The sequence below is a fragment of the Caproiciproducens faecalis genome, from assembly GCF_019448085.1.
GTDB lineage: Bacteria > Bacillota > Clostridia > Oscillospirales > Acutalibacteraceae > Caproiciproducens > Caproiciproducens faecalis.
The window spans coordinates 142,067-160,083 of record NZ_JAGFNZ010000001.1 but is presented as its reverse complement, the minus strand read 5'-3'; the positions used below and the strand labels follow the sequence as shown (position 1 = coordinate 160,083).

At 50.9% G+C, this 18,017-nt stretch carries 16 protein-coding genes and 5 tRNA genes; 1 reads left to right on the top strand and 20 read right to left on the bottom strand.

The features are described from left to right. Positions 1 to 208: 208 nt before the first annotated feature. From garR to J5W02_RS00800, 4 genes are all read right to left on the bottom strand, one after another. Positions 209 to 1,090, bottom strand: coding sequence for a 2-hydroxy-3-oxopropionate reductase (gene garR / locus J5W02_RS00815; protein ID WP_219938548.1), 882 nt, complete (start codon positions 1,088 to 1,090; stop codon positions 209 to 211). Next, a complete protein-coding gene (locus J5W02_RS00810; protein ID WP_219938547.1) occupies positions 1,087 to 1,584 on the bottom strand; it encodes a YhcH/YjgK/YiaL family protein in 498 nt (165 codons plus the stop codon). The genes garR and J5W02_RS00810 overlap by 4 nt, the downstream gene beginning before the upstream one ends. A 68-nt stretch (positions 1,585 to 1,652) precedes the next feature. Then, positions 1,653 to 2,933: a 2-hydroxycarboxylate transporter family protein gene (locus J5W02_RS00805; protein WP_219938546.1), complete on the bottom strand. Its 1,281-nt coding sequence runs from the start codon at positions 2,931 to 2,933 to the stop codon at positions 1,653 to 1,655. Between the two features lie 58 nt (positions 2,934 to 2,991). Beyond that, a complete protein-coding gene (locus J5W02_RS00800; protein WP_219938545.1) occupies positions 2,992 to 4,965 on the bottom strand; it encodes an alpha-amylase family protein in 1,974 nt (657 codons plus the stop codon). 258 nt (positions 4,966 to 5,223) lie between these two features. Between J5W02_RS00800 and J5W02_RS00795 the strand changes: the two genes are divergently transcribed. Further along, positions 5,224 to 5,583: a hypothetical protein gene (locus J5W02_RS00795; protein WP_219938544.1), complete on the top strand. Its 360-nt coding sequence runs from the start codon at positions 5,224 to 5,226 to the stop codon at positions 5,581 to 5,583. A gap of 215 nt (positions 5,584 to 5,798) precedes the next feature. On the opposite strand, the gene J5W02_RS00790 is transcribed toward J5W02_RS00795, so the two are convergent. From J5W02_RS00790 to ruvB, 16 genes are all read right to left on the bottom strand, one after another. After that, positions 5,799 to 5,874: transfer RNA gene (locus J5W02_RS00790), tRNA-Lys, on the bottom strand. Between the two features lie 88 nt (positions 5,875 to 5,962). Then, positions 5,963 to 6,038, bottom strand: a tRNA-Gln gene (locus tag J5W02_RS00785). Positions 6,039 to 6,085: 47 nt separating this feature from the next. Beyond that, a tRNA-His gene (locus J5W02_RS00780) sits at positions 6,086 to 6,162 on the bottom strand. Positions 6,163 to 6,168: 6 nt separating this feature from the next. Beyond that, positions 6,169 to 6,245, bottom strand: a tRNA-Arg gene (locus J5W02_RS00775). Positions 6,246 to 6,254: 9 nt separating this feature from the next. Then, a tRNA-Gly gene (locus J5W02_RS00770) sits at positions 6,255 to 6,328 on the bottom strand. An 82-nt stretch (positions 6,329 to 6,410) separates the two neighbouring features. Beyond that, positions 6,411 to 8,699 (bottom strand): ATP-dependent Clp protease ATP-binding subunit, encoded by a 2,289-nt coding sequence (locus J5W02_RS00765; RefSeq protein ID WP_219938543.1) that lies wholly within the window; start codon positions 8,697 to 8,699, stop codon positions 6,411 to 6,413. 47 nt (positions 8,700 to 8,746) lie between these two features. Further along, the gene (locus tag J5W02_RS00760) at positions 8,747 to 9,358 is read right to left on the bottom strand and encodes a CDP-alcohol phosphatidyltransferase family protein (protein ID WP_219938542.1); all 612 of its coding nucleotides are present in this window, start codon (positions 9,356 to 9,358) and stop codon (positions 8,747 to 8,749) included. A 16-nt stretch (positions 9,359 to 9,374) separates the two neighbouring features. Next, the gene (locus J5W02_RS00755) at positions 9,375 to 9,893 is read right to left on the bottom strand and encodes a CvpA family protein (RefSeq protein ID WP_219938541.1); all 519 of its coding nucleotides are present in this window, start codon (positions 9,891 to 9,893) and stop codon (positions 9,375 to 9,377) included. Positions 9,894 to 9,968: 75 nt separating this feature from the next. Beyond that, the gene (locus tag J5W02_RS00750) at positions 9,969 to 11,207 is read right to left on the bottom strand and encodes a DUF5711 family protein (protein ID WP_219938540.1); all 1,239 of its coding nucleotides are present in this window, start codon (positions 11,205 to 11,207) and stop codon (positions 9,969 to 9,971) included. A 1-nt stretch (position 11,208) separates the two neighbouring features. Continuing rightward, a complete protein-coding gene (gene truA / locus J5W02_RS00745) occupies positions 11,209 to 11,958 on the bottom strand; it encodes a tRNA pseudouridine(38-40) synthase TruA (protein ID WP_219938539.1) in 750 nt (249 codons plus the stop codon). A gap of 37 nt (positions 11,959 to 11,995) precedes the next feature. Further along, positions 11,996 to 12,811, bottom strand: a complete 816-nt coding sequence (locus tag J5W02_RS00740) for an energy-coupling factor transporter transmembrane component T family protein (protein ID WP_219938538.1) — start codon at positions 12,809 to 12,811, stop codon at positions 11,996 to 11,998. Beyond that, positions 12,804 to 13,670 (bottom strand): energy-coupling factor transporter ATPase, encoded by an 867-nt coding sequence (locus J5W02_RS00735; RefSeq protein WP_219938537.1) that lies wholly within the window; start codon positions 13,668 to 13,670, stop codon positions 12,804 to 12,806. Before J5W02_RS00735 ends, J5W02_RS00740 begins: the two co-directional genes overlap by 8 nt. Then, positions 13,657 to 14,559: an energy-coupling factor transporter ATPase gene (locus J5W02_RS00730; RefSeq protein WP_407928336.1), complete on the bottom strand. Its 903-nt coding sequence runs from the start codon at positions 14,557 to 14,559 to the stop codon at positions 13,657 to 13,659. The genes J5W02_RS00735 and J5W02_RS00730 overlap by 14 nt, the downstream gene beginning before the upstream one ends. Beyond that, positions 14,556 to 15,419 (bottom strand): class I SAM-dependent methyltransferase, encoded by an 864-nt coding sequence (locus J5W02_RS00725; RefSeq protein WP_219938536.1) that lies wholly within the window; start codon positions 15,417 to 15,419, stop codon positions 14,556 to 14,558. Before J5W02_RS00725 ends, J5W02_RS00730 begins: the two co-directional genes overlap by 4 nt. A 61-nt stretch (positions 15,420 to 15,480) precedes the next feature. Next, positions 15,481 to 16,830, bottom strand: a complete 1,350-nt coding sequence (gene glmM / locus J5W02_RS00720; protein ID WP_219938535.1) for a phosphoglucosamine mutase — start codon at positions 16,828 to 16,830, stop codon at positions 15,481 to 15,483. Between the two features lie 34 nt (positions 16,831 to 16,864). After that, positions 16,865 to 17,881 carry a Holliday junction branch migration DNA helicase RuvB gene (ruvB, locus tag J5W02_RS00715; protein ID WP_219964408.1) on the bottom strand — a complete coding sequence of 339 codons (1,017 nt, stop codon included), beginning with the start codon at positions 17,879 to 17,881 and terminating at the stop codon, positions 16,865 to 16,867. Between the last annotated feature and the right edge of the window lie 136 nt (positions 17,882 to 18,017).

The window sequence follows — 18,017 nt, the reverse complement described above, 5'->3', positions numbered from 1 at the left end:
TCATACGCTCCTTTTTTACTTTTTTAATCTGGCTTGTTCAATAACGTGTTGATTAAAAATGCGAATTTGTCTTCCGGTATGGATTTCGGGCGGTTTCCTTCTTGCAACTTACCAAAGTGCCGCCAGACTTTACGCCTGACGGCACAGAATGCTGTTCACCTTCGGAACATCATGAGTTCCGTCCGGAAATATATTTTCGGAGTTGCTTTTACCGGATCGTCTCGCCTGCAATTTTTTCATAATACCTGACAATGGCACTATGATCCTCGGAACCGTGGCCGTCCGCATGGAGGGTCTGAAGCATTTCCATGACTTCTGCGGTCAGCAAAAGAGGAGAACCGACGCTATGACCTGTTGCCAGCGCGTTGTTCAGATCTTTAATGTGCAGATCGATCCGAAACCCCGGATCAAAATTCCCGCTAATCATCATGGGAGCTTTTGCGTTCATGACAGTGCTGCCCGCGAGTCCACCTTTTATCGCGTTAAAAACTGTTTCCGGAGAAACCCCCGTCCTTTTTGCGAGCATGAAAGCCTCCGAAACAGCTGCGATATTGACCGCAACAATAATTTGGTTTGACAGCTTTGTCACATTTCCTGCGCCGATCCCGCCGCAGTAAACAACGGAGGAGCCCATCTTCGAAAGAAGTTCTTCGAATCGGTCGAAAACCTCTCTCTCACCGCCAACCATAAAGGCTAAAGTTCCATCGACCGCCTTGGGCTCTCCCCCGCTCACCGGCGCATCCAACATCTGAATGCCCTTCTTCGCAAGTTCTGCGGATATTTCTTTTGAAGCCATTGGATTAATGGAAGACATATCGATCAGGACCGATCCCAGCTTCATGCTTTCGATCAGACCATTTTTACCCAGCGCAACCTCTTCTACTTGTGGTGAATTCGGAAGCATAGTCAGAATCACGTCACACTGCCGGGCAATTTCGCTGGGGGAACCGGCTTTTTGCGCACCCATGGCAACCAGTTCGTTCACGGGACCTTCCGTCAGGTTGCTGACGATCAGGCTGTAGCCGGCTTTGACTAAATTTTTCGCCATTGGCTTGCCCATGATTCCTAGCCCTATAAACCCAACCTTCATTTTAAAGACTCCTTTTCAGATAGTTTTCCTAATGCAGACATTTTAACTTTGAGAACACATTTTTTTATATTTTCTTCCTGAGAAACTGTGCAGAAAGGAATATGCGCATCCCATGGAAAAAAAATGACGTAATCATTCGGGCAAAGAACCAGTGTGTTTTCATTGACTTCTTTGCTGCTTTCATAGAATGTGAGATCCCGTTCTGGAATGACTTCGTGTATTTGATTTCCTTTTGTGTCCGGAAAAAAATACAGTCGTTCCTTCCCTTTTAAGACCATCATGATGTCGATGTATTCACGATGTACTTCAGGATATTTCCCTTCTCTGGGACATAGTATTGGATTTTGTATTTTGAGGGTAATCGATTCATCCAGAGGGTAGACCCCTTCATCCATTTCCGCCAATTCGTGGTCCCCCAAATAGTGGATCGCTCTTTGTAAGACCTCCGGATAAATAGTCAGATTATCACTTGTGTTAAGATTACCGAATATCATTTATTACTCCTGATTTATTTATTTTTGGTGCGATTGCTGAAAATTCGGTCTGGTAAGTCGATTGAGTATTACAATAAAAATCCTGCAAGGAGGCCTGCGCCAATCTGCATCATAGCGCCGCCGATGCTGGTTGAAACTCTGGCAAACGGCATGAGGGACAGGCGGTCACCTGCGGTCAAAACGGCAAGGTCACCCGTGCCGCCAATGTTGCAGGAGCAAAGTCCCGCCGTCATACCGGCCTCAATCGGATAAAATTTAAACAGTCTCGCTAGCAGCATTGGTGCTAATGTCATTGCCAAAACCGTAGCAAAAATGATAATAAAGCTCTGGATTGAGAGCACCGAAGCGGCCGCCTTTAGATCGATGGCGACAATACCAAGAATAAACAAGGAGATATGCGCAAAATTTTTGATGACAAAGTTTAAAAAATACACGGTGCAATCGCGAATTTCTTCTGGAATGATCCCTGTAAGATTAGCAACCGCACAGAGGATCAGCATCCAAACATACGTTGCCAATGCGGGAACAAAATGGTTCAGAATGTAGCCCAGAAGATAAAAGGCGAGTGTTATGATAAGACCAGTACCAAGCTGTGCAACATCTTTCAAATCCGGACGTTTCGGAGCGGAACTCATCTTCTTCTCCATTTCAGGATCGTGAATGATTTGACCATTGCCGCTGAGTTTCGGGAATTTTTTACCCAATCCATTCAGCAGGCCTCCGCCAACAATGGCCAGAATATTCGAAATAACAAGTGCCCCGACCATGGGCCCAACGAGCGCGGATGTCTCAACGCCCAGATATCCTGCAAACATCTGAGGCAGAATCAGAATTGCACCCGCTGTTCCGCCGGCAATACACGGAAGTGAAACATAAAACAGGGAATGGTTGATGTCGAACCGGCACACAAAAGCGACCATTACGACAAACAGAACCGTTGCAATCTGAGACAGAAAAATCATGGGCAGATATTTCAGCGAAGCCGCTTTCAAAGTTTTGCTGTTGATTACGCCCAGGATATTTCCGCAGATCAGCGCGGCAATTTGTATATCCAGGAGGCCGGAGTCATACACACCCTTCACTTGGTCATACATGCCACTGGGAAGTAAATTAAAAGCCACAAGAAGTGCACCGCCGAACATTGGCAGCAAGGCTGAGCCGCCCAGATAGTTGCCAAAAACCGGGATCTTCGCCCCGATAAACTGGAGAATGGTTCCTCCGATAAACAAAAACAGAACAACCCCGACGGTGTTCTTCGGGAAAATACCCGTGTAAGCGCCTATCAGCGTAACAACTGTGCACAAAAGAAAAACCGGCCACGGGAGTCCCATAATATTAGTTTTTTCCATCAGTTTCGAATTCAATTGACTCATCCCCTCGATTATATAATCCTTGCAGTGAAATGATTTAGATTTTGACGATGAAGGCCCGATAGTTTGTTAGTTTGTCGATATGGATCCGATTCTGTATCGGAAGCACATGGGGAGCGTCCTGCCCAAGTTCAAACACTTCTGTGGGTTCAAGTCCCGGGAACGAAATCTCCAAGTCATGAATCGGGTTCGGTTCAAAGAACGTTGTTCCGTTGAAGCCCGAAAGATTAATAAACTGTACAATATAGGTGTTTTCTTCGCATTTATCAAAGAATACCTCTACATTTTTGGGCGCGTTTGTGACAAACGGGTTGTTATTCGGAACAACATGGTCAATGGTATTCAGTAACAGATATTTAAAATCCTCATAACCATGCTGAAAATATAACGTGCCGACTTGCCAGGGGAAATAGACAGTTCTGCCGTTTTTGATGGAAACGCAGTACAGATCGCAAGCCTCGTGGCCAAAGCAGCGCTCCGGAGGACCAAATCTGGCAGCTTTGACAAGCGGCAGGATTTTTTCATTTTCGCCGTCTGCCTTCATACAGCGGAATTCCTTATCAAGGTACACCCAATCCCTGTTTTCAAAGCTCTTAAACACTGATTTCGGCTCTGTCATCATGTAAGTACCGCGGATGGGTTCGAGAGCATCGCCCAGTTCAACTCCGAACACGCTGCTGAGAATTTCAGGCTGCTGTTCAAAGGACAACCCAGTCGCAATGACGCGTGCTGTTGTGCTTTCTATGGCCTTGTCAAACTTTTTGCTGCCGGTTTTTGGAATTCCCGGAATAATAACGACATCATACTGATCCAATTGATCTGCAACCCGGTCAAGCGCGAATCTCTCAACAACGCGGAACAGACGGTGCTCTTCCTTGAGCATTTTGAAAATGCCAAGGAATTCGCGGCTGATAGAGCCCTGGTAAATGGGATTGGCGTTGACAAGAAGAATTCTGGCCTGAGAAGTGAAGTTTCCAAAATACTTTTTTTCGTATTTTTGATGGAAATGAAAAACTTCTTTTACACTTTCGTAATTTTCCCGGTCAGGGTAATCTTCGAAAGAACCAATAATGCACCAGTCTAGCCCCGAGCCGCTCGCGATGTTTTCATAAAGACGGATCTGACCCAGATACTTGGACACACCCATGAACCGATACGGAAGATCCACAGCATTGATAAAGCAGTTTGAGGAAACCTTGTCGTCAAATGTACCCTCAACTTCCGACACGTCCAGAGAGCTCTGATAAACCCAGAACGGGTACGGACGGTCAACCGCAGAATTTGATTCATTGCGAATAATATCCACGCCGTTGTGATTGTATGTGCTGACCGCGATGTCCGGATTGATCGCTTTCACTGTGGTACGGATTTTATCCAGAATATCTTCAACGGTTTCGATCTGGAATTTTTTATAAAGCCGATATACGGGGTCGTTCATGTCTTCCTTAATTGGCAAATCGTATCCGTACATGTCCTTAAATCTTTTGCGGCAGGAATCACACTGGCAGATTCCGGTATAGTTGCCGCTGTAATCCCTGTTTATGTACCCGAACATATTAAAGAAAACGCCGTCAATCGGATACTTTATCAATGCTTCCTTTAAAATTTCATGGGAACACGCCTGCTGGTACTTTCCATTTACGCAGGTTGCAATCGTGTCATGATAGCGGATCGGCTCTCCCTGAATGGATTTTACATACCAGTCGTCCTTATGAAGTGAATAAAAGCTTTCATGGGTTTTACTGAAGTCAAAACGGGCAATCACACGGATTCCGTTTTCGTGACACTTCTGGATCAACTCACCAAAAAAATCGCCCTTCATGTATGGGTTACGATACTGGCAGTCCAGTTCCGAGGGGAAGAAAGAAGTAATTCCCCCGCATCCCACCTGAACAACATTCGCCCCAAACTCTTTTAGTTTTTGAATTTCGTAATCGATGTCCATTTGCGCATCAATGTCGCGCAGATTATTCTGGATCATACGCATTCTGTTTTCCAGCCACCAAGCCATAGCAACACTCTCCTCCTAATTATTGTATACAATAATATGTATATTTTAAGAATAATCATAAAATATAGTAAATTATCGATAACTTTGTATACATTATATCGTTGTGGCGATCATTTGTATAGTTGTAAAGTTTCTAAATAATTTAGCTCGGTTTTATTAATATTACACAAGTGTGTCACCGTCAATTTGAAAATATAAGAAAATGACGATTAAATTTGCTGTTTTTTTACGCCTCCAGCGTCGGCTGTCCGCAGCAAGATGGGAAAACTTTCTGACACATCGCCGAAACAAAATGAATTTTCGCTTTGTTTTTTTCTCCCCGACTGCGCCGTGGGATTCTCACCCCAATGGCAAAATAAAAGAGCACCCTTGCGGGTGCTCTTTTATTTTGGTGAACCATCGGGGATTCGGGTGTTGGCACGCTACTCCCGCGGGCGCACCGCGCCTTTTTGCGCCTCCGGCGCCGGCTGTCCCCATCAAGATGGAGAAAACTTTCTGATAAGCCCGCCGAAACAAAATGAATTTTCGCTTTGTTTTTCTCCCTACCTTGCACCGCGGGATTCTCACCCCAATGGCAAAATAAAAAGCACCCCTGCGGGTGCTCTTTTATTTTGGTGAACCATCGGAGATCGGGTGTTGGCACGCTCCACCCGCGGGCGCACCGCGCCTTTTTGCGCCTCCGGCGCCGGCTGTCCCCATCAAGATGGAGAAAACTTTCTGATAGGCCCGCCGAAACAAAATGAATTTTCGCTTTGTTTTTCTCCCTACCTGCACCGCGGGGTTCTCACCCCAATGGCAAAATAAAAAGCACCCCTGCGGGTGCTCTTTTATTTTGGTGAACCATCGGGGATTCGAACCCCGGACACCTTGATTAAAAGTCAAGTGCTCTACCGACTGAGCTAATGATTCATAAACAACTTGTATATTATATCAGCTTTGGAAGCTAATGTCAATATCTATTGCCTGTCCGCGTACAACGCCCGCAGACAGGCCCTATTGGCTGGGCTGGCAGGATTTGAACCTACGGAATGACGGAGTCAAAGTCCGTTGCCTTACCCCTTGGCTACAGCCCAATATGAAGCGCGGAACAACTCAGTTCTGCCCCGCGCCAATTTCTAAATGGGGTGGAAGATGGGATTCGAACCCACGGTCTCCAGTGCCACAAACTGGCGCTTTAACCAGCTAAGCTACATCCACCATATATGGCGCGCCAAAAGGGACTCGAACCCCTGACCTACTGCTTAGAAGGCAGTTGCTCTATCCAGCTGAGCTATTGGCGCATATGCCCATGGAGCGAGTGATGGGAATCGAACCCACACGACCAGCTTGGAAGGCTGGAGTTCTACCACTGAACTACACTCGCATTTTAGCGACGGCTATTATTGTAGCATAGTTCAGTGGCAAATGTCAACACGTTATTGACCGTTCCTCCAAATTTTTAAAATTTATTTTAAAACATTCAGGATAATTCCATCTTTTTCATCCGCGGTTACAGCAATTCCGGTAATGGCGTCTCCGTAATTCTCCACAATTAACGATGCGATTTTATCCTCCACCTGACGGCGGATCAGGTTCCTGAGGTCTCTGGCGCCGCTCTTTCCGCCGAAAGCATGCTGCGCAAGGTAATGGGTCGCCTTATCGTCATAAACCAGACGGATCCCGCGTTCCTTCAGAGAGTCGACATATTCATTCAGCATCAGGCGGGAAATGGCCTCAAAATCGTCTACACTGAGCGAACGGAAAATAATAACCTCATCTACCCTGCTTAAAAATTCGGGGCGCAGGAAGTCAGAGAGAGCCTTCATTGCTTTTTCACGGGTAACATCTGCGTCATTCTTGGCAAATCCAAGGGTACCTTCCTTCTTTTCGCTGCCCGCGTTGGAAGTCATGACCAGAACGGTATTTTCAAAATTAACAGTGCGGCCGTGTGCGTCGGTGATATGCCCTTCATCCAAAATCTGCAGAAGGATATTCATCACATCGGGATGTGCTTTTTCAATTTCATCAAAAAGCAGAACCGAGTACGGGCGGCGGCGGACCTTTTCCGTAACCTGACCGGCCTCGTCGTAGCCGACGTAGCCCGGGGGCGAGCCGATAATACGGGAAACGGAATGCTTCTCCATAAATTCGGACATATCAAGCCGTATCAGTGTTTCCGGCGTGTCAAACAGTTCCTTTGACAGCACCTTGACCAGCTCTGTTTTTCCCACGCCTGTGGGGCCTACAAAGATGAAGGACGCGGGTCTGCGGCGGGGACTGATCTGTACCCTGCTGCGGCGGATCGCCGCCGAAACAGCCTTTACCGCTTCCTGCTGGCCGATCACCTTCGAATTTAAAACGCCCTCGATATCCGACAGCTTTTTCAGCTCGTTTTCCTGAATCCTGCTTGCGGGGATGCCGGTCCAAAGCTCAATCACACGCGCGATATCTTTTTCCTCCACCTCTGCTCCCAGAGCAAGGGGGGCTAACTGTCTCGTCTTCTCTTCCAGTCTGGAAATATCGGTGCGAACTTCAGCCAGCTTTTCATAATCCGGCTGAACATCGTCGGCGGCAAGCTCTTCCTCGCGCTCCTTTAGCTTTTCCAGTTCAAAGTTCGCCGAATCATAATCCGCCATGGAAATATTTCTCAAAGCGGCACAGGCGCAGGCCTCGTCCAGAAGGTCAATCGCCTTATCCGGCAGGAAACGGTCATTAATATACCGTTCGGAAAGAACCGCGGCCTTGCGCACAATCTGCTCCGGCACGCGGACACGATGATACGCCTCATAATAGGATTTAATGCCCATCAATACGTCTACGGTCTCCTCTACGGAGGGTTCCGCTATGGTTACCGGCTGGAAACGTCTTTCCAGTGCGGCGTCTTTCTCAATGTACTTGCGGTATTCCACAAACGTGGTAGCGCCGATTACCTGTATTTCGCCTCTTGAAAGCGCGGGCTTCAGGATATTGGCGGCGTTCATGGAGCCTTCCGCGTCGCCTGTACCGACAAGATTGTGCACCTCGTCGATAAACAGGATAATATTCCCTTCGGCCTTTACCTCTTCCACAAGGCCCTTGATACGGCTTTCAAACTGGCCGCGGAACTGGGTGCCGGCAACCAGAGCCGTCAAATCGAGCAGATGGATTTCCTTCTTCATCAGCCTTGCGGGGACGGCGCCTTTAGCTATACGAAGGGCCAGGCCCTCCGCTACGGCGGTTTTTCCTACGCCCGGTTCGCCGATCAGGCACGGGTTGTTCTTGGTACGGCGGCTCAAAATCTGAATGACACGGGAAATTTCCTTGTCGCGGCCGATAATGTTGTCAATTTCCCCGGCCTGTGCCTTTGCCGTCAGATTGGTGCAATAGGCGTCCAGATGCTTCCTTTTTGTTTTCTTTTTTTCTCTTCTGTCTTTTTTGATCGGTTCGCTGTTCTGAACTTTGTCCGGACTGCTTTCGCTGCCGGAAAAAATATTCTGAAGAAAAGGAAAAGTCGCGGCGCCACCCGGAACAAAACCGTCGTCTCCGCTTTCCTCATCTTCAGAGCCATCCGCATTTGCGGCCATCAGTTCGTTCAGTTCCGACTCCATTGCCTCCATCTGTTCCTCGGTAATTCCCATTTTCTCCATCAGATCATTGACGGGTTTAATTCCAAGCTCCTTGGCGCAGACAAGGCAGAGTCCCTGGCTTTCCTTTGAATTGACCGTCGGCGAAATAAACACAACCGCCGGCCTTTTATGGCATCTCGAACACATCATAAACATGGATCACTTCTTCTCTTTAAAAAATAGATTCATTCGCTCATTTATTTTCTGGCTGATTTTTTATCCATCAATTCATCCAGATTCATGCTGTCCTTAGGATCGTTGGAATGCAGAATGAAAAGGTACATTTTAAAATATTGGACAAATGCGTAAATCATAAACGCGGCGGTAATGGAAAGCAAAATAATGGTCACAGTCAGATCTTGAATTTTCCAGATGCCCCTCATCGCCACGATCACGGCAAAGGAAATATAAAACAGGGTGGTCGCAACCTTCCCGTACCATTTGGAACCGCCCGGCCTTTTGTTTTTCTTAATCAAAAAGCAGGCAGCAATGACCATAACAGCTTCCTTTAAAACGAAGATTCCCAGAAGCGGAATCAGAACCGGCTCCTCAATCGCAAGACAAATCGCAACCGCGCCCTGCGTCAGCTTGTCGGAAAGCGGATCGAGCATCTGCCCCAGCTCCGTGAACTGGTTGAACCTGCGCGCGATCATTCCGTCAAACATATCTGTAAGGCCGGAAGCAATCAGTACAATCGCCGCCTGAAGCAGCTGATTGCGCATAAAATAATAAACGAACGGGACGATCAAAATAATTCGTAAAACCGACAGCCCGTTTGGTATATTAATATTCTTGTTCCTGTTTTTCATTCATATTTACCTCGTTCTAAATTTCCGCCTGGTACAGTAAGTATACCGGATTATGTGCGTATACATACTTGTAAATGTTGGACTGTGCAACGCCATCTTTCGGAATCTGCGGGAACTTTGCGGTAAGAAACGGAAGGGAAAGCTGCAGAACGGCACAAATGACCACAACCGCCACGGCGCCCCTGACCAGCCCAAACACACCGCCAAGCAAAGAGTTGACCCCATGCAGAAGCGGTAATTTGCAGACGGCGTCAAGCGCACGGGAAGTCATTTGAACCAATAGCTGAAAAATCACGAAAAGCACCATTATAGATATTACTTTAACCGCTGTGCGGCCAAACATTGTCACAGGGCTCAGCTTTGCAAGATAAATGCAAACCGCGCCCGTCAGGTAATTGGACAGCACAATCGCGGCACCAATGGCAAAAACGGAACCAACCAGACCCACCAGCGACCGGACAAACCCTATTTTAAAGCCTGAAATCACAAAATACAAGGCAATCGCGCAAAAAGCCACATCAAATATTGTGCCCAATTTTCCCCTCCATGACCCAGTTGGTTTTTTATATAAAAATTAATATAGCACAAAAAACAGGGAACTACAAGGGACTCATTTACTGTTAGCCAAACGAATCTCCGAAACACCCAGAATATAGACCGAGGTTTCGTCGTGAAGGGCAATGGCCCGGGCGTCGCTTCCCGCGTCGCAGGTGCCGGTCGAAGTACCCGCCGTGGCGGAGTAAAAATGCACCTGTCCCTGTGAGAGGACAGCCATCGCGTCCGCGTAAAGCGAAACGGAGTCCACCGATTTGGCAAACGGCACGGATGCCGCCGCGGTGCCGGTGTCGTCCAGCACAACCAGCTTGCCGTTTCCGGCGCTCCCGTAAGGGGCAAGCCCCAAAGCGGTCTTCCCGTTATTCATACTATATGCAGCAAGATGCAGTCCCTGATAATCAAAATTTGTTTTTGTTTTTCCATCCGCACCAATCACAGCGGTCAGCCGGTCCCCGACTGCGGTCACCGTACCGTTGTCACTGCAGGAAATATCCATCATCATATTTTCCGGATAGACCGCGGCCGGTTCCACCGGTTTGCTGTTGCTGAAATTGAGCAGGTACACCGCGGAGGTCATGGTGCCGTCCTTCGCACCAACGGCGGCCACCGCCGCCTTTGTGCCGTCCGGACTCAGCGCGACGGCAGTTGGGTAATAATCGGAAAACCAGTAGTGGAACAGAATTTTGTTGTCCGCGGTGTAGGCGGTCAAGCACCCCAGATAGCCGTCCGCCTCTGTAATCAGCGCGTAACGGCCGTTTGCGGCCAGTGTTCCGGCAAGAATATCCTGCGGATCGTCCTCTTTGAAAAGCGTTTTGCTCTGGGTCTCTATCCGGTATCCTTTTCCCCCCAGGCTGTAGATCAGAATCCGGTTTCCGTTTACTTTCATCACGGGCCGGGAAAAACTGTGCTGACGGCTGACTACGGCTTTTGCCGTGGAATTCAGAACGGTCAGGGCAGTATCGCTGACAATAACCGCCTCTTTATTGACTGACTGAAAGTTCCCCTTTAAAACGGTATTCCCCGCAATCTTGGTGGGAAACCCGTCGCCGATCCCCATACCGACAACGCTGTTCTGCACCCATTCCAGCACATTGGACGGAGTCAGGTTGTTGCGGTTGAACCAAATCAGCATGGTAAACACACAAAGAATCAGAATGACAATAATTCTATAGACCCAGCGCGGGACGCGGCTTTCCCGCCGATTGCGGCGCTTCTGTCTGCGATTTTCCGTCTTTTGCTGGTATTTGGCGGTGTCTATTTCGGTTGTGTCGAACCGCTGCCCCCTGTCGCTCATGTTATTTCACATCCTCATAAAAAACACGGTTTAAAAACAATCCGCAGGGCGGCGCGGTGGGGCCGGCCTCTGTGCGGCTTTTGGCCTCAATAATCCGCTTAACGTCCTCCGGTTCCAGCTTACCCTGCGCCACACGCAGAAGCGTACCAACCATAATGCGTACCATATTATATAAAAAACCGTCCGCCGCCACAGTAAAGGTAACGAGGTCACCCTCCCTTTTTACCTCCGCTTTCGTGACGGTTCTCTCCATATTGCCGCGCTCCCGCGCGTCCATGGTGCAAAACGACGTAAAATCGTGGGTACCGACAAAAAATCCGGCAGCTTCATTCAGGTGCGCTTCATCCAGACTGTACCAGTAATGCAGCGCGCGGTGATTTAAAAAGGGGTCGCGCACCGGGTTGTTCCAGATCTGGTAGATGTATTCCTTTCCCTTGCAGGAATACCGCGCGTGGAAGTCGGGGGATACTTCCCGGCAGTTCAGAACTGCGATATCCTCGGGCAGAAAATGGTTCAGCGCGCCGACCAGCCGTTCACACGGAATGGAATGCTCCGTCTTCAGGCTGATGCAGTACTGCCGGGCATGCACAAACGAATCCGTGCGGCTGCAGCCTTTGATATCGGGCTTTTCCCCAATGACCCGAAAGAGCGCTTCCTGAAAGACCTGCTGTACGGAAACGGCGTTCTGTTGGATCTGCCAGCCGTGGTAGCGGGAACCGTCGTAGCAAATATTCAGCAGCAGATTTCTCATATAGCCGCTCCTTTCTCCATGCGGTTCGTTTTTCTCATCAGCGCAGAGCCGCCGGGAAATAGACGCTGCAGAAAATCACTGCCGCGCAGACGACAAGCGTCAGCACAGCCGCAACCGCGTCCAGACCGGTTACATGCAGCACCTTCATTTTCGTGCGGCCTTCGCCGCCGTGGTAGCAGCGGCATTCCATTGCCATGGCAAGGTCGTAGGCACGGCGGAAAGAGGAGACGAACAGCGGAATCAGCACGGGAATCAGCGCCCGGATTCTCTGCATCAGGCCGCCGCTTTCCATATCGGCGCCGCGCGCCTTCTGTGCGCTCATGATTTTATCGGTTTCTTCCAGCAGAGTGGGCACAAAGCGCAGCGCAATCGTCATCATCATGGCAATTTCATGCACCTTGACGTGAAACACCTTTAATGGCTTCATTATCCGCTCCAGCGCGTCGGTCAGCTCTGTGGGGGAAGTGGTAAAGGTCAGGACGGAGCTGAAAAGAATCAGACTGACAATGCGGATGGTGATAAAGACGGCGTTGGATACGCCGCCGGTTGTTATCTGAACAAATCCCAGGCTCCAAAGCACCCGGCCCCCACCGTAAAACAGATTCAGTATGGAAGTGAAAATCACCACGAACAAAATCGCCTTCAGGCTTTTGAAATACTGTTTCAGCGGGACGCCCGACAGCAGCAAAATTCCCAGAATCAGAGCCGACATGGTGAGCAGGGCCTCAAAATTGGAGGCCACAAAAATAAAAACGATATAAACGAAGGTAATGATAATCTTCACGCGCGGGTCAAGGCGGTGAATGAAGGACTTTCCGGGAAAATACTGCCCGAGCGTAATATCTCTAACCATGCTTCCTGCTCCCCCTTTCCAGAAGCGGCATCAGCTGCCGCAGCGCCTGTTCAATGGTCAGAACAGTGGTAACAGGATAGCCCTTTGCCTTTAGAACAGCCATAATTTTTGTAATCTGCGGCACGCGAAGACCCATTGTCTCCAGCTCCGCGTCGCGCGCGAACACCTTTTCCGTTTTGTCGAACATGGCAACCTTACCGGAATTCATCACCAGAACGCGGTCAGCGGTGCGGGCAATGTCCTCCATGCTGTGGGATACCAGCAAAATCGTGTTGTGCCGTACCTCGTGGTAACTGACGATCTGGCTTAAAAGCACGTCGCGGCCCCGGGGATCAAGTCCCGCCGTGGGCTCGTCCAGAATCAGCACCTCCGGGTCCATGGCAATGACGCCCGCGATGGCGGCGCGCCGCTTTTCCCCGCCCGAAAGCTCAAACGGGCTCTTTTCAAGCAGTTCGTCACTCAGGCCGACAAAATCCGCGGCCCAGCGCGCGCGTTTCAAAATTTCATCCTTATCCAGCCCCATGTTCCCAGGGCCGAACGAAATATCCTTTAAGACGGTTTCTTCAAAAAGCTGATGCTCCGGATACTGAAAGACCATACCGACCTGAAAGCGCACGGAGCGGATTTTTTTCGGTTCCGCCCAGATGTCCTTTCCGTTCAGAAGCACGGTGCCGGACGTGGGGCGCAGCAGACCGTTGAGCTGCTGGATGAAGGTGGACTTCCCGGAACCGGTATGCCCGATGACCCCGATAAACTCGCCCTGCTCAATGGAAACGTTCGCGTCATCCACCGCGGTTTTGCGGAAGGGAGTCCCCTCCCCGTAAGTATAAGTCAGATTTTTCGTTTCAATGATCGGCATACGTTTCTCCTAAAGATGCTTTATTTAAAAGCGGCTCAAGCGCCGCGACACATTCCTCAATGGTCAGCGCGCAGTCCGGAAGGTCAAACCCGCTTGCTTTCAGGCGGTAAATCAGTTCGGTGGCCTGCGGCACGTCCAGCTGATGCTTCTTGAGCAGTTCCACCTGAGAAAAAACCTGCTGCGGAGTGCCCTCGGTCAGAACATTGCCGCTGTCCATGACAATCACACGGTCGGCCTGTACGGCCTCGTCCATATAATGCGTAATCAGGACAATGGTGATTCCCTTTTCCTGATTCAGCTTATGAATGGTGTTGAGAACCTCGGTACGTCCTCGCGGGTCCAGCATTGCGGTGGGCTCGTCCAGCACGATGCAGTCCGGCTGCATGGCGATAATCCCCGCAATGGCGATGCGCTGCTTCTGCCCGCCGGAAAGCTTGTACGGCGCGTTCAGCCGGTAGTCATACATTTCCACCGCTTTCAGCGCGTCGTCCACCCGCTTTCGGATTTCATCGGGCGGTACGCCCAGATTTTCGGGGCCGAACGCAACATCCTCCTCCACAATGCTCGCAACAAGCTGGTTGTCCGGGTTCTGCAGCACCAGACCGACGCGGCGGCGTATTTCGTAGAGTACGCTCTCGTCCATCGTATCCATATTGTCCACATACACCTTGCCGCCGCTGGGCAGCAGCATTGCGTTAAACGTCTTGGCAATGGTGGATTTTCCCGAACCGTTATGGCCCAGAAGAGCTACGAACTCGCCTTTGCGGATCCCGAGCGAAACGCCCTTCAGGACTTCGCGCTGCTCTTCGGTTTCCGGCTCGTCATAGCTGAAGGAGATGTTGTCCGCTTTGATATAATCCATTTTCGTACCTACCTGTTTATCGTTCATTTACTTTCCCATATCGCGGTACTGCCGCAGGGCAGCACCAGTCCGCTCCCGGTAACCGGCAGACCGATTTCGTCCGAGGAAACGCGGCCTCCGAATTTTTTCTGAATCAGCACGCCCAGCAGATACTCCATTACCGCCGGGGAGAGCCCCGTCGTATAGGAGTTCAGGATAAAGAACAGAGGGTGCTCCGAAAGAATCGGCACACACATTTCCACCAGCGGATAGAGCTGTTCTTCCAGCTTCCATACCTCGCCGCCCGGGCCGCGCCCGTAGGACGGCGGGTCCATAATGATGCCGTCGTAGGTGTTTCCCCTGCGCTGTTCCCGCTGAACAAATTTCACGCAGTCGTCCACCAGCCAGCGTACCGGGCTGGATTCCAATCCGGAGGCGGCGGCGTTTTCCTTTGCCCACGCAACCATGCCCTTGGACGCGTCCACATGACAGACCTGCGCCCCGGCCTTCAGACAGGCCAGCGTTGCCGCGCCGGTATAGCCGAACAAGTTCAGCACCTTCAGCGGCCGGTTTGCTTCCGTAATTTTTTTCATTGCGAAATCCCAGTTCACAGCCTGTTCCGGGAAAATACCCGTGTGCTTGAAGCCCATGGTTTTTAGCTGAAAAGTCAGCTCGCCATAGCGGATTTTCCACATGGGAGGCACCTTTTTCAGTTCCTGCCAGCTTCCGCCCCCGGTAGAGGAGCGCTGATAATGCGCGTGAGCCGAATTCCACAGGGGGTGTGCCTTCGGCGTATTCCAGATAATCTGCGGGTCAGGCCGGATGAGGACGATGTCGCCCCAGCGCTCCAGCCTTTCCCCCGCAGAGGTATCCAGCAGTTCGTAATCCTTCCAGTTTGCAGTTCTCAATTTGTTCCCTACTCTATCTTATGAATTCATTTTCTTTCAGACAATCTCGATAAAGAATGGCTCACGCCAGCCTGTCGCGCACCACATCGGCCACGGAATTAGCCAGCACGCTGATAAATTCGGGATCCTCTCCCTCGATCATCACGCGGAGCAGCGGCTCCGTGCCGGAAGGCCGGACAATGATGCGCCCGCTGGTTCCCAGCTGCTGTTTTGCTTTTTCTATGGCTTCCTTGACCTTGTCGTCGGTGTAGAAACGCAGTTTTCCTTCCGGGCTGACTTCCACATTGACAATGATCTGGGGATAACGTGTCATCAAAGTGGCAAGGCTGCTGAGCTTTGCCCCTCTGCGGTGCACAATGCTTAACAACTGTGCCGCCGTCATTTCTCCGTCTCCGGTTGTGGCAAAGTCGAGGAAGATCACATGCCCGCTCTGCTCGCCGCCGAAATTGTAACCCTCCAGCAGCATTTCTTCCAGCACATAGCGGTCGCCTACCTTGGTGGCGGCAAACTTGATCCCGTTGTCGTCACAAAAACGGTTAAAGCCCATATTGGTCATAATGGTGCCGACTACCGTGCTCTTGCTGAGCTTTCCCCGGCTCTTCAGATCCGCGGCGCAGATCGCCATCACGAAATCACCGTCCACCAGCTGACCCTTGTCATCAACCGCAAGGCAGCGGTCCGCGTCGCCGTCAAAGGCAACACCGGCGTCCAGATGATTTTCCCTGACAAAGGACATCAGGTTCTCCATATGGGTGGAACCGCAGTTCTCGTTGACGTTCACGCCGTCCGGAGCATCCGCCAGCATATGGCACTCTGCCCCCAGCTCGGTAAACAGCTTTTCCGCCGTGCGGCTTGCCGCACCGTTAGCGCAGTCGATGCCGATACGCATCCCGTCCAGGGAAAACGGAACCGTACTCTTGATATGGTCAATGTAATCGCGAACCGTATTTTCCGCGCGGGTAACGCTTCCCACATCGCCGCCGACCGGACAAACCGGCTTCTGCGCATGGTCAAGCACAATCGCCTCGATCTGCTCTTCCAGCGCGTCCGGCAGCTTGTAGCCGTCGCCGCTGAAAATCTTAATGCCGTTGAATTCGCAGGGATTGTGGCTGGCCGTCAGCATGACGCCGGCGTCCGCCTTATATTTTCCGACCAGAAAGGCAACCGCCGGGGTGGGGATGACGCCGAGCTGCACTACGTTTGCCCCAACGGAGCAAAGGCCCGCGGTGAGCGCGCTTTCCAGCATATCCGAGGAAAGGCGGGTATCCTTTCCGATCAGGATTTTCGGATGCCTGTGGTTGTTGTCCGTCAGTACCATTGCCGCCGCGCGGCCGATATTCATAGCCATTTCACAGGTCAGTTCGCTGTTTGCGATTCCTCTGACACCGTCCGTACCAAAAAGTCTTCCCATTATAAACAACTCCTAATATGTTTTATCGTTGAATTCAGAACAGTTTTTGCTGGCTGTCTTCCTCCCGGCCCGGCGGGGTCAGACCCAGGTGCAGGTAAGCCGCGTGAGTGGCGCAGCGCCCGCGGGGAGTGCGGCTTAAAAATCCGATCTGCATCAGATAAGGCTCATAGATATCCTCAATGGTCACGGCTTCCTCGCCGATAGCGGCGGCAAGCGTTTCCAGCCCCACCGGCCCGCCGTTGTAAAAGCGGATCAGTGTGCTCAGCATGCGCCGGTCGTTTGCGTCCAGCCCGATTTCGTCAATTTCCAGCCGGTCAAGTCCAACCTTCGCCGAATGGTAGGTAATCACGCCGTCACTGATGATCTGCGCGAAATCACGCACACGTTTTAAAAGGCGGTTGGCAATACGCGGAGTCCCGCGCGAGCGCGAGGCAATTTCCAGCGCGCCGTCCGCTTCTATGGGGATGTCAAGAATTTTCGCGCTTCGGGTTACAATTCGGGCAAGCTCCTGCGGGGAATACATCTCCAGCCGGAGCACGACGCCGAACCGGTCGCGAAGCGGCGCGGAAAGCTGCCCGGCGCGGGTAGTCGCCCCGACCAGCGTGAATTTCGGCAGGGGCAGATGATAGGAAGCCGCCATCTGACCCTTTCCTGTAATGATGTCCAGCGCGTAGTCCTCCATTGCGGGGTACAAAATTTCCTCCACACTGCGGGAAAGGCGGTGCACCTCGTCAATAAACAGGACGTCGCCCGGGTTCAGGTTGGTCAGAAGCGCCGCCAGATCGCCCGGCTTTTCAATCGCGGGGCCGGACGTGATCCGTAGGTTGACATTCAGCTCGTTCGCGATAATCCCGGCAAGCGTCGTTTTGCCGAGTCCCGGCGGGCCGTAGAGCAACACATGGTCAAGCGACTCTTTGCGCTGTTTTGCCGCTTCTATAAAAACAGAAAGGTTTTCTTTTACTTTATCCTGTCCAATATATTCCGAAAGTACCTTCGGCCGCAGCGGATTTTCCACTTCCGCGTCCTCCGGTGCGTACTCCGGAGCTACCATACGGTTTTCAAAATCATAGTCGTTTGTATTGTCTTCGTAATTCAACTTTCGGTTCTCCCTCCTTCTGCACTTCGGGGGCTCCTTATTTTTATTAGCTCTTTTGTTTTAGTTCCCTTTGAGAGTTCCGTTTGTGTTT